Origin of the sequence: Methanobrevibacter sp. 87.7 (assembly GCF_002208625.1) — an archaeon.
Lineage (GTDB): Archaea > Methanobacteriota > Methanobacteria > Methanobacteriales > Methanobacteriaceae > Methanarmilla.
Map to the genome: position 1 here is coordinate 1 of NZ_MRCT01000046.1, position 12,064 is coordinate 12,064.

Sequence of the window (12,064 nt, forward strand, 5' to 3'; positions counted from 1 at the left end):
ATTTTAAATAAATAATAAATTTAATAAAAAAATATAAAAACTAATTTTAAAAAATAAATGCTTAAATTAACTAAATAAAAAACTATTTTTTAAAAAAAAAGAAAAATTAAAGCATAAATTACAAAAAATAATCAAATAAACAAAAATAGACAATATAATAGAAAATAAAAAAATAATAGATGAAAAAATCATCTAATTATTAATCTATTTTAAACAAACTGCGTCTCTAGGACAAGCTTCGATACATTGACCACAAAGGGTACAGAATCCAACAACAGGTAAATTACCTTCAGATTTTAATTTCAACATATCGTAAGGACAAGCTTCAACACAAGTTCCACATTGTTCACATTTAGATGGGTTAGCTTGAATCCTGTTTCTTAATACAGATTCTCCATCAATAGTTACTTCAAACTCATCTAAAGTTAAAGCACCATTAGGACAAGCTGCAGCACAAGCACCACATCTAGCACACATAACAAATGAAGGTTCTTCATCACTTTCAACTTGTTCAGGTAATTTCATACCCATTTTACTGACAACCCTAATAGCTTCAGTAGGACAAGCAATAGCACATGCACCAGTGAAATCACATTTTTCAACATCTCTGGAAATACCTAAAGAATCAGCAGGAGTTGCTTCACCGAATTCAACTTCTAAGCTAATTGCATCAACAGGACAGAGTTGTTCACATAAACTACAAGCAGCACAAGATTGAGGAAGTTTTACAGTTAAAGAAGCACCTTTAGCTTCAATGAAATCCCCAGGACATGTTTCTACACAAGTATTACATCCGATACATACAGATTCATCAAGTGTAAATGATTTGATAGTTTTAGAACGTTTAACAGGTTTATTTTCAGAAATAAATACTGCATTCCAAGGACAAGTTTGAGAACAAACTCCACATTTAATACATTTAGTTTCATCAATAGAAATTGATTCACCAACTGCAGATAAAGTAATAGCATCAGCAGGACATTCAGGAACACAAGTTCCACATCCAACACAATCTTGGATGAAAATAGGACCGCTAATATTAAGTTCCCTTACAGCAGGTTCTTTAACTCCAGGTATACCTATAACACCTACAGGACAGATATCTACACATTGTCTACACATTACACAGAATCCATCAATAGGTATTTTAGAATCACTATTTAATTCAAGTGTTTTCGGTGGACAAACATCAACACATTTAGGTTCTCCACCACATTGATCACAGAGGACTGGGTTATATGATAATCTGACTTGTGTATTACCTTCATCATCAACAGCTACTTCATCGACTGTAAGTGCACCATTAGGACAAACTTCAGCACATTTAGGTTCTCCACCACATGTATCACAGAAGATAATTTGTTTTTCACCTACTTCAATAGCAGATGAAGGACATATACCTTCACAAGCTCCACATTTGATGCAGTCGTCTTGGTTGACTACTATCATATATCACACCTCTAGATTTTTTTAACTAAGTTTCCGTCACTATCAATAACTTCTAAAGTAGAAAGTCTCATTTGACTGTCCATAGTATGAGTAGCACAAGATAAACATGGATCGTATGCTCTGATAACCATTTCCATTAAGTTGAAGATTTTATCATCTACTTCTACACCAGGTTTGATGTATTTTTTAGCTACTTGATCAATACCCATTTCCATAGCAGGATTGTTTTGAATAGTTGCAACAATGAGGTTTGCTTTAGTTACTAAACCATTATCATCAGTTTTATAATGGTGGATTAAAGTTCCACGAGGAGCTTCTACAATACCTGCACCTTCACCAGCAGTTCTTTCAAGAGAATCTGGGAATTTTTTACCAGATAAATCTTCATCTAATGCATTAGCTGCACATTCAGCAGAAGCTAAGATTTCGATTAATCTAGCCCAATGGAATAACATAGGTTGTTGTGCGTATCCGAATTTTTCACGGAATTCATTTAATCTTTCTTGAGCAAGAGGAGCTTCATCAGGCATGGAATCACAAACATTAATCCTGGATAAAGGAGCTACTCTGTAAATACCTTCAGGGTATCCTAATTCTTTAATGTATGGGAATTTTAACCAGGAGTAAGGTTTAACATGTTCTGCAACAATGTCTTGGTATTCTAAATTGTTATATTCATATTCAATTTTAGAACCATCTTTACTTTTAATTCTTACATTACCATTATAAACATCCCATTTACCATCGTTTACTAAACCACAGTGACGAGTATCTCCGAAGTAACCTAAATCATTAACAAGATCTATTTTATCTTCGAAAATAGGAATAGCTAAATCTAAAGTGTTTTGAGCTAATTCAATGTTTCTTTCAGCTTTTTGTTTTAATTCTTTTTGTTTGTCTTCGGTTAATTCAGTGGAAATTCCTCCAGGAGTGGAAGATACTGGGTGAATTGGACGACCACCAATAGCTTTAACAATATCTAAACCATTTCTTCTGATTTCAATAGCTTGTAAAGCAATATCTGGTTGATCTTTAATAATTTGGAAGACATTTCTTGTTTTTCTAGTTCCATTAGGAATAATTAAATCTGGAGCTGCTAAGAAGTAGAAATGAAGTGCATGGGAGTGCATAAATGAACCCCAGTTCATAATTTCTCTCATTCTGTAAGCAGTAGGTAAAATTTCATCACCAAATCCGTAGATTTGATCAACAGCTTTAGCTGCTGCTAAGTGGTGTTGAACATCACAGATACCACAAATTCTTGGAACTAAACGTGGTAATTCTTCTGCAGGTCTACCTTGTAAGAATTTTTCAAATCCTCTGAATTCCATAACATGTAATCTGGTTTCTTGAACATTTCCTGCATCATCTAACTGAACAGTAATTTTTGCGTGACCTTCAATACGAGTTACAGGTTCCATAGTTAGTTTTGCCATTCTAATTTCCTCCATTTTGCATTTTCATTGGGATTAAAGCAGCTGGTAAAGTATAAGTATAAAATGTACCAACAATATCATCTAATTGGCTAGCTACTTCTTCAGGATCAACAGTTTTATCTTCTTCTACACCGTAATCTGAAGCAATAGCAGAAATCATTTTAGCACCTGCATCTTTAATTTTTGCAGTTGGTCCGTAACATCCTCTACATGGGATTGCAACTTCAGGACATTCTGCACCACATAATGAAACTGTAGCAGGACCTAAACATACTAAACCTTGTGCAATTAAACATAAATCATCTTCAGGTTTTCCGACTTCAAATTGTCTTTTAATGAAGTCCATAGCTAAACCTTCAGGTGGTTTTTCTCTAGGACAAACTTCACATAAGTTTGTAGTAGGTAATTCAACTGTTTCACCATTGAGTAAAGTGATAATTGCATTAGCAATAACATCTGATCTTGGTGGGCAACCTGGAAGCATCATATCAATATCAATAGCTTCACTTAAAGGTCTTACTCTGTTTTCTAATTGAGGTACATCTTCATTAGGAATGATACCTTCTGGGTTAACAGTAGAAACAGAATTAATGTAAGCTTCTTCTTCTAAATCTTCTACAGTATGTAAGTTTCCAAGACCTGGAATACCTCCATAACATGCACAAGTACCGAAAGCGATAACATATTTAACTTTTTCTCTTAACATTTCAGCTAATTCTCTGTTTTCATCGTTTCTGATTCCACCTTCAATAAGAATTACATCTAAATCAGGTACTTCATCATATTTAGTATCCATTAAAACTGGAATAAATTCGAAATCAGCTAATTTTAAAACATCTATTAATGTTTCATGGAAATCAGCAACAGCTAAGTGACAACCTGAACATCCACCTAACCACATAGTTCCAATTTTTGCTTTTTCTTCTGCCATTATATATCCTCCACTAAATTAAGCTTGAATTTGTTCTTTTAAAGGTGAAGGTCCTAAATCTTTAACTCTAGCAACCATCATTCTAACAGTATTTGCGAATTTTTCACCTTCAGATGCGGAAATCCAATCGTGGTATAATCTTCTTTTATCAATACCTAAATCTTCAATTAATTTGTAGACAATTCTCATTCTTCTATCTAATTTATAATTTCCTGCATCGTAGTGACAATCACCCATGTGACAACCAGTTACAAGTACACCATCAGCACCTTCTCTAAATGCTTTTAAGATGAATTGTGGATCAATTCTACCGGAACACATTACACGAATAACCCTAATGTTAGGTGGGTATTGCATCCTAGCAGTACCTGCAGTATCTGCTCCACCATAGGAACACCAGTTGCAACAAAACATTACAATTTTTATATCATCTGCCATAGAGTTAACCTCCTCTACTATTCAAAATTTTTTTTAAAAAAAATATGGAAATATTTTCCAAAATTTTTACCTTTCTCTTTTTTTAAAACGTTTTAATCAACAAAATATATTTTGAATAAAATATTTTTCATTGATAAATATTGTACCTCAATGAGCTAGCTCAGCATAACATTAATATACTAATACAATATTACTTTAAAATTAAATATAAAGCTTACTTGGAAAATAAAACCGAAAGCTTTAAATAAAATAAATGAAATTAAGAAATTGTTAAACTAAAAAATTTTTAGTTAAAATATTAAATTATACAATAAAAATGTCTAAATATTTTAAAAAATAACAATAAATACAGAAATTTCATTGAAAAAATAAACAAATATAGAAAATATGTTTTAATAATTACGAATAATAAAATAATACTTATTATAAAATGCTGTTAAATATTTACTAAAAAATTATCAAAAATAAATTAAAAAAATAGACTAATTTTAAAAAAATATAAAAAATCTAAAAAAATAGTATAAAAATCTAAGAAAATACTGACTTTAAATTAAAAAAGGATAAAGGAAAAAATTACATTCCTTTAACACTCATATCAATCATTTTTTTAGTACTTTCAGCAAGAGCTGGAGGTAAACCAGTAATATCCATATTTAAAAATCCTCTAACAATCATAGCTGCTGCTTCTTCTTCACTGAATCCACGAGAAGTTAAATAGTAAATTTCATCTTCATCAATTTTACCAACTGCAGCTTCGTGAGATAATTCAAGCCCAGAAGAATTAGCTTCAAGGATTGGAACAGCATAAATTGAAGATTCATCAGATAATACTAATCCATTACATTCAAGATGTCCTTTAACATTAGGAACATTACCTACTAAATCTCCTCTTGCATAAATTTTAGATTCATCATTTGCAACAGAACGTGAAAGAACTTCAGCAGAACTACTTTCATGATTAAGAATAGCACGTGATCCAACATCAATATTTGAAGTTTTTTGACCAGATAAAACACTTTGGAAAAGTGCACGTGAGTTTTTACCTTCACAATATGCAGTAGGATAAGATTGTACACATTGAACAGGACTAGTTAAAATATAATTATTAATGAAAGTAGTATTATCTGCTAATTTAATACCAGTTCTAGGACGTACTTCAACTTGTTCAGCCCAATTGTGAACCATAGTAAAAGTAATTTTAGAACCAGGTTTAAGATATAATTCACTTACACCTACATGAAGTGCAGAAGATATATCACTACCAGTAGCACAACCAGTGATTAAGTGTAATTCTGAATTTTCTTCAGCAATAATAATATTATGTGCTGTTTGCATAATATCTTTATCAGCAATAAACATACATGCTTGTACTGGAAAAACTTCTTTTGTATTAGGTTTAGATCTTATGAAATAACCACTATAAACATCTTCTTTTTCTTCTCTTAATGCAGTTTCTGCAGTATATTTATCTTGATCAGGTTTTACAGCATTCCAAAGATAATCTTTTAACCAAGGATATTTATCTTTTGCAACACCTGTATTCATAACCTCAATATTATCAGATAAAGTATTAGCAAATATATTACTTTGATCAAATTGAACAAAACTTCCACTTCTTTGTTTTTCTTCTGAATCAACACCTACAGAAATAAGAGTATCTTTATCTTTTTTAGATAAATCATCTAAATCATCAATAACATCATAAACAGAAATATCTTCTTTAGAATAATTTTCAATAGTAATATCTGTTCCTAAAGGAGCTTTTTTATTTTTAGCTTTTTCAGCATCATTGAGTACATTGCGCACAATTAACACATCCTTTAAATCCATTTTCACGAACATCATTTAAAATTTCATCAGGATTACCTGAACAAGCAATTTCACCATTCATTAAAATGTGAGCTTTATCTGCTTTTACAAAATTTAAAATATATCCTAAGTGAGTAATCAATAAACCAGCGCGTTTACGTTCACTAATTTTTTTCTGTTTATCTAAAATAACATTTAATTCTTCAGCAATAAGTTCAACATTTTCAATATCAACACCAGAATCCGGTTCATCAAACATAGTAAAATCAGGCCTTTGAGCTAAAAGTTGAAGAACTTCTGATCTTTTAACTTCCCCACCAGAAAATCCTAAATTAACATCTCTTTTTAAAAAATCATCATTAAATTTAAGTTTATCAGCTAAAGATTTCATTCTTGGGTTTAACTCATCTTCTTCATTTTGACCAGATTCATATTTCAATAAATTTTCAACAGAGATTCCCCTAATTGCAGGAGGATTCTGAAAACTTACACCCATACCTAATTTAACTCTTTCAGCAGTAGATAAATTAGTTATATCTTTACCTTTGAAAATAATTGAACCATTAGTAACATGATACTTTGGGAATCCTAATATAGTCATGAATAAAGTACTTTTACCTGCCCCATTAGGTCCTAAAAGTACGTGAGTTTCACCTTCGGCTATAGAAAGATTAACATTTTTTAATACTTGTTTACCTTCAACTTCAACAGCTAAATTGTGAATTTCAAGTAACATATTTATCACCATATATTATTAATAGAATAAAACAAAATTCATAAAAAATATAAATAGTGTTATATTTTACATATTAACCTTATTTTTTATTAAATAAAAAGTTTATGATAAAAACGAGAAAATAGTATGAAAATAAAAAATATAACAGTGAAAAAATAAACAATTGTTATATTTTAAGCAAATTAATTAAAAATAGTAAAAAAGTATGTATAATATATGAAATTATAAAAAATCAAAATATAACATTGTTTTAAGTAAAATATAAAAAGAAATTAAGTAAAAAAACTTAAAAACAAAAATAAGATTATTTAAAAAAAGAATTTATTTAATAATAAATCAAAAAAAAGAAGTTAAAACTATAAAATATTAAATAAAAAACGATAATTAATTAATAAAACAAATAAAATAAAATGAGAAAATTTATTCAGTTACAATAATAAATTCTCCAACTTTTTCTACTCTTGAGAAAGGAACAAGTAATAAGTCACCATTCCTTTTAGCTCCTTTAACATGGATATTACGATCTTCTTGAACTTTAATAGCAATATCTACAATTTTACCGGTTTTATCATTAATAATAAGTTCATCAAGAACACCAAGAATACGAGCATTATTAGTTGCTACCTGATAATTCTTAACTTCACTCCATAATTTTTCTTCTCTTTTTTGAATATTTTTTTTATTTTCCATGATTACACCGTTAATGAATAAATTATAATAATAGTTAATATTATTAATTTTATAATATTTAAATTAAACCCAAAATACTTTCAATAAATAATTAATTAAAAAAAAGTATTAATTAAATAAAATAAAAGAACTAAAATAAAATACTAAATTATAAGATAAAAATTATAGAAAAATAAAATTAAATTAAATAATCCATAATTTTGTATGCTATATCTACATCATCAATAGAATTTAAATTAAAAGCTAATCTTATATCATCCATTATTAAATCAGTTTGTTCCTGAATAGAATTTTCACTTTTTAAAATATTAAGACCAGATGGAACAAAGCCATTAAATTCATAATTATTATATGAAACATTATATTTTTTATAAACTTCAACAGGAATTTGAACTGACAAACTAGGTTTATCAAATTCTAAATATTTAGCTATAACATAATCAATAATATCAGACTTAATAAAAGGTAAATCTGCATTTATTATTAAAATAATATTATTTTTAGAGATTTTTTCAAAAATAGATAAAATATAAGATAAATCATTAAGATATCCTTTACCTGGAGTGTTTAAATAAAACTTATCATAATCATTAAAAGAATTATTAAAACAAGCAAAATGATTATTAATTAAATAGTTTTTAGTATTAAGTGTATTAGAACTTACTGCAACAACAATTTTATCGATTAAGTCAGATAAAGAAATATTTTCTAAAACATAATCAATTAAATGTTTATTATTAAATTTAAAAAGAGGTTTTTCAATATTAGAATTTAATCTAGTACCTAAACCTCCTGCCATTATAAGAGCAATAATCATAAAATCACTAAAAATTAAAAAAAGTAAAGGATAATACTTGAAATATCCTTTTACCATCTAAAAAAAATATTACCTATTTTTATTTTGAAGCTTCATCCTTTTACCAAGAATACATTTACCACCTTGATGACCACCAATAGGATTGTTTTGAGTACCCATTGAATTCATACAACGAGCCATAATTGCAGAACCTAATGCTAATCCATCTTCAACAAATACAGTGTCATTAAATTTATCTTGAGAATATTCTAATATAAGTTCTGGTTTACGTCCAGTAATACCTGCCCTACCAGTAATACCTAAAACAGAACCTTCAATTATAATATTCTCATCAAATGCAACATCAAGTGCACGATAAACAATATTTGCAGATACATAATCCATAGTAGCTAAAAGTGTTGGTAAACCATCATTTTCATATATTTCATTACCTATATCCATTAAATCAGGAAGTTTATCACCATTTTCACCAACATCACAACCAATTAATGTTGTACCTGCAGCTTCTGCAGCTTCTGGATCAATAGGAACTGTACCAAATCTTGTAACTCCTAATGGTACCTTACGGATATCAATATATTTATGTACTTTTTGAGCATTAGCTTGTGCTTTTTTCTTATCTCCTTTTTTATTTAATTTAGGATTATATAAGTCTAATGCAGCACCATTATTTTTATCAACTTTATCAGTACCCCTAGCAAGAGAATCAGAAACAACACCAGCAAGACCTAAAAAATTACCTACAGTATTAGCATAAGGTCTATTATCATTTACAACACGACCTGCCAATGTTGAACCAAAATCAAGAGATACACATGGATTTCTATAATCAACATCAGTCCATTTAGCACCTAATTTAATACCAGCAGTAACTAATTCACCTTCCATTTCATTTGCAGTAGCTTGTTTACCTTTAGGAGGAACTACACTTACAACAGCACCATCAAATGTTACATGATCAAGTAAAGTATATTTTCTAAGTCTTTCAGGTAATTGTTGAGGACTCATAGCTGGAGACATTTTTCTAGGAGGAATACCTGCATCTAAACATCCATCAGCAAGAGCAATAACTAATTTACCTGCTTCTTCAGCAGTAGCAAAACCAGCAGTTACTCCAGTAGATCTTACTACAAAATCAAGATCTTTATCTTTATCAACATTTGCTTTTTTAAGAGATTCTAAAACAGTATCCTTAATCATTTCAGCAACAGCTTCTTTTGATAATTCAATACCCCAAACAGTTTTACCAAAAACTTCTTCATTTGGTTTAGGTGGTCTAATATCCCTAGTCATTTTAACAGTTTTATTTAATAAATAACAATGACTATTATTTAAATTAGTTGCAGTTAAAATACATTTTGTAGTAGTATTACCAAGTTCAACAGAAGCAGTAACAAAATAAACATCTTGATGAGTTTTAAATCCTGGATCTTGAGGTCTATTAGTACTTGCTTTTAACATATCCAAATCTTTAGGCTGACTATGTGCAATTATTGGTTTAGGCCCTCTATGAAAAAGATTATCCAAAAATGACATTATTTTACCCCACATTATTTTAATTAAATTAATTGAAAAAACAATTAAGATTATATTTAAAAGTATAATAATATAAATTTTTTTAAATGATTTTAAAATAAAAGAAAAGACATAAAGCAATTAATCTAAAATTAAGAAAAATATGGATAAAGTCACAAATAAAATTAAAAAAATTAAAGGATATGAAAATAAGAAAAATTCATACAAAAAATATCAAAATATTATAAAAAATATAAAAGAAAAATAAGAGCAAAATCGGAAAAACTATAAAATCAGAAAAAGAAATAACCGTAAAAACAAGCAAAATACAGAAAATAACAGAAAATAGAAATAAAATATATTAAACAAAATAAGAAATAATCTAAAGTAAATTTAAGAAGTTAGATGAATAATCATCTAACTTAAAATATACTTATACTAATTTATTGAATGGGTGACCTTCTACAGGTTCAGTTCCAATATCTTTAGCAGCTTCAGCCATGAAACAATCAGCCATAGCAACAGCAGGGAAAACTTTTGAAGAGTTTTCAATAGGACCGTATAAACAGAAGTCTCCACCAGCAGCTACTTGCATTAAATCAGAACCTATATCACATACAGACCATGCATCTTTATGTTCTTTTTTCCATGTTTTTAACCAATCCCAAGCAGAAGGTACGTTGTGAATACCAGAACCTACAGGGTAACCCCATTTAGATTTTTCTGCAAAGGTAGTTCTTAATGCAGGTCCTCCACCTTGTCCTAAAGGAGTGATAGCTACATCCATAAAGAATTTAGTAATTCCACAATCTTCAGCCATAGGAATAATACCTTCATCTACTGCAGATCCACCATTATCCCAAATATCAATTTTACCTTCTACTCCAGATTGCATAGGGTTGAAACCTAAAACAATTGAAGCTTCAATATCAGATTCTTTGACTTTTGCAACTTCGTCAGCTTCACAAGACATGTTTAAAGAGTTGTAAATAACCCTATCACAAATACCTTGTTCTTGACAGTAATCTACACCAGCCATTTTTGCATCTGCACCAGTTGAATCTATTAAAAATGGTTTATCAGAAACATCAACTACAAATTCTAAGTAACTTACCATAGCTTCTGGAGTTGCTCCAAAAGTTTGAATAATACAAGGGTTTCCTGTAACATCAGACATTTCTTCCATTTCTCTAATTAATCCTTCAGCAGCATCATGATCAAAGACACCTGCTTTTTCATCACTAATAATTTTGTGTCCACCATAAAAGATAGTTCCACAGAGAACTGTTGGATATTCACCAGGTTGTCCTCCACATTTTACACCTGCAACATCCACAACAGTTTGTTCTTTATCAAACCTAAACATTTAATTAACCTCCAATCTTAAATTAATCCTGATAATATTGAGGTCATTACAGCTGCAAGATTGTATTTAATAAATACTATCATTACTAAAAGACCTATTATCATTCCGTATAATATACCAATATCTCTACCTGTTTGTTGGCCTAAACGTTGAGAATATTCACCTAAAGCAAATTCAACTTTTTCTTCAACATCATCTAATTTTTCCATTGCTTTATTATATTCTTCTGGATCGACCATTACACTTGGTGTTGTTTCTTCTTCAGACATAATTAAACACCTCTATAATCCACATAATTTAGCAATATAAGGAAGAAGTACTATTAAGATAAATGCAAAAGCAATACCAATTCCCATACCTTTAACTCTACTAGCAGATAATGCTGAAAAAATTCTTCCTTGCCTTCCAATAAGTTTGGATTTATAATTAATATTTTCAGATACGTTGTTTATACCACGTACATTTGGATTAGTTGAAATTTTTACCATATTAAACTACCTCCAATTTAGAAGAATAAGAATAAAGATAATATGATTATGATAAATACAAGACCAACCATAATACCTTGTACTTTACCAGCATAATTACCAGATAAATTCTTTTGAATCGCACCAATCATATTGATTTCAGATTCAATATTTCTCATTCTAGCTTCAATTAAAGCTGTTTCAGGAGAAACTACTTTAATTTCTTCACCACTATCTTCTTCATCATCGTCATCAGAAACTTCAACAACTAAAGCTTCTTCTTCAAAAGCACCAGGATCTTTTTCAATACATTCTTTTACTTTAGAAGTAATAGCTCCACCATCTTCAGTATCGATTAAATCAACAATTTCTAATTGGTTTTGGAATCTTTCAACACCTTCCATAGGAAT

12 protein-coding genes and 1 pseudogene are annotated in these 12,064 nt (G+C 29.3%); all 13 read right to left on the minus strand.

Translation table 11 applies throughout. From position 1 onward, the window contains the following. Window positions 1-204 precede the first annotated feature (204 nt). Window positions 205-1,449, minus strand: coding sequence for a 4Fe-4S binding protein (locus BGI41_RS03460; protein ID WP_088538847.1), 1,245 nt, complete (start codon window positions 1,447-1,449; stop codon window positions 205-207). A gap of 11 nt (window positions 1,450-1,460) precedes the next feature. Beyond that, on the minus strand, window positions 1,461-2,885 hold the full coding sequence (locus tag BGI41_RS03465) for a Ni/Fe hydrogenase subunit alpha (protein ID WP_088538848.1): 1,425 nt from the start codon (window positions 2,883-2,885) through the stop codon (window positions 1,461-1,463). Window position 2,886: 1 nt separating this feature from the next. Further along, complete coding sequence (locus BGI41_RS03470) at window positions 2,887-3,816, minus strand: F420-nonreducing hydrogenase (RefSeq protein ID WP_088538849.1); 930 nt, start codon at window positions 3,814-3,816, stop codon at window positions 2,887-2,889. An 18-nt stretch (window positions 3,817-3,834) separates the two neighbouring features. Then, a complete protein-coding gene (locus tag BGI41_RS03475) occupies window positions 3,835-4,254 on the minus strand; it encodes a hydrogenase iron-sulfur subunit (RefSeq protein ID WP_042708254.1) in 420 nt (139 codons plus the stop codon). Window positions 4,255-4,827: 573 nt separating this feature from the next. After that, entirely contained in the window at window positions 4,828-6,063 is a 1,236-nt protein-coding gene (locus BGI41_RS03480; protein WP_198945415.1) for a SufD family Fe-S cluster assembly protein, read from the minus strand. Beyond that, window positions 6,041-6,799: a Fe-S cluster assembly ATPase SufC gene (sufC, locus tag BGI41_RS03485; RefSeq protein ID WP_088538851.1), complete on the minus strand. Its 759-nt coding sequence runs from the start codon at window positions 6,797-6,799 to the stop codon at window positions 6,041-6,043. The genes BGI41_RS03480 and sufC overlap by 23 nt, the downstream gene beginning before the upstream one ends. A gap of 420 nt (window positions 6,800-7,219) precedes the next feature. Then, window positions 7,220-7,489, minus strand: a complete 270-nt coding sequence (locus BGI41_RS03490; RefSeq protein ID WP_088538852.1) for a PRC-barrel domain-containing protein — start codon at window positions 7,487-7,489, stop codon at window positions 7,220-7,222. A 178-nt stretch (window positions 7,490-7,667) separates the two neighbouring features. Then, entirely contained in the window at window positions 7,668-8,306 is a 639-nt protein-coding gene (locus tag BGI41_RS03495; RefSeq protein WP_088538853.1) for an NTP transferase domain-containing protein, read from the minus strand. 69 nt (window positions 8,307-8,375) lie between these two features. After that, entirely contained in the window at window positions 8,376-9,842 is a 1,467-nt protein-coding gene (locus BGI41_RS03500) for a methanogenesis marker 14 protein (protein WP_088538854.1), read from the minus strand. A gap of 412 nt (window positions 9,843-10,254) precedes the next feature. Then, entirely contained in the window at window positions 10,255-11,187 is a 933-nt protein-coding gene (gene mtrH / locus BGI41_RS03505) for a tetrahydromethanopterin S-methyltransferase subunit H (protein WP_088538855.1), read from the minus strand. A 17-nt stretch (window positions 11,188-11,204) separates the two neighbouring features. Continuing rightward, a complete protein-coding gene (gene mtrG, locus BGI41_RS03510; protein ID WP_042708246.1) occupies window positions 11,205-11,456 on the minus strand; it encodes a tetrahydromethanopterin S-methyltransferase subunit MtrG in 252 nt (83 codons plus the stop codon). Between the two features lie 12 nt (window positions 11,457-11,468). After that, on the minus strand, window positions 11,469-11,675 hold the full coding sequence (locus tag BGI41_RS03515; RefSeq protein WP_088538856.1) for a tetrahydromethanopterin S-methyltransferase subunit F: 207 nt from the start codon (window positions 11,673-11,675) through the stop codon (window positions 11,469-11,471). A 17-nt stretch (window positions 11,676-11,692) separates the two neighbouring features. Beyond that, window positions 11,693-12,064, minus strand: a pseudogene (locus BGI41_RS03520) (tetrahydromethanopterin S-methyltransferase subunit A); the annotation flags it as partial.

Coding starts and splice junctions, on each gene's coding strand:
- BGI41_RS03460 (WP_088538847.1), bottom strand. CDS start 1,449: ATGATAGTAGTCAACCAAGACGACTGCATCAAATGTGGAGCTTGTGAA.
- BGI41_RS03465 (WP_088538848.1), bottom strand. CDS start 2,885: ATGGCAAAACTAACTATGGAACCTGTAACTCGTATTGAAGGTCACGCA.
- BGI41_RS03470 (WP_088538849.1), bottom strand. CDS start 3,816: ATGGCAGAAGAAAAAGCAAAAATTGGAACTATGTGGTTAGGTGGATGT.
- BGI41_RS03475 (WP_042708254.1), bottom strand. CDS start 4,254: ATGGCAGATGATATAAAAATTGTAATGTTTTGTTGCAACTGGTGTTCC.
- sufC (WP_088538851.1), bottom strand. CDS start 6,799: ATGTTACTTGAAATTCACAATTTAGCTGTTGAAGTTGAAGGTAAACAA.
- BGI41_RS03490 (WP_088538852.1), bottom strand. CDS start 7,489: ATGGAAAATAAAAAAAATATTCAAAAAAGAGAAGAAAAATTATGGAGT.
- BGI41_RS03495 (WP_088538853.1), bottom strand. CDS start 8,306: ATGATTATTGCTCTTATAATGGCAGGAGGTTTAGGTACTAGATTAAAT.
- BGI41_RS03500 (WP_088538854.1), bottom strand. CDS start 9,842: ATGTCATTTTTGGATAATCTTTTTCATAGAGGGCCTAAACCAATAATT.
- mtrH (WP_088538855.1), bottom strand. CDS start 11,187: ATGTTTAGGTTTGATAAAGAACAAACTGTTGTGGATGTTGCAGGTGTA.
- mtrG (WP_042708246.1), bottom strand. CDS start 11,456: ATGTCTGAAGAAGAAACAACACCAAGTGTAATGGTCGATCCAGAAGAA.
- BGI41_RS03515 (WP_088538856.1), bottom strand. CDS start 11,675: ATGGTAAAAATTTCAACTAATCCAAATGTACGTGGTATAAACAACGTA.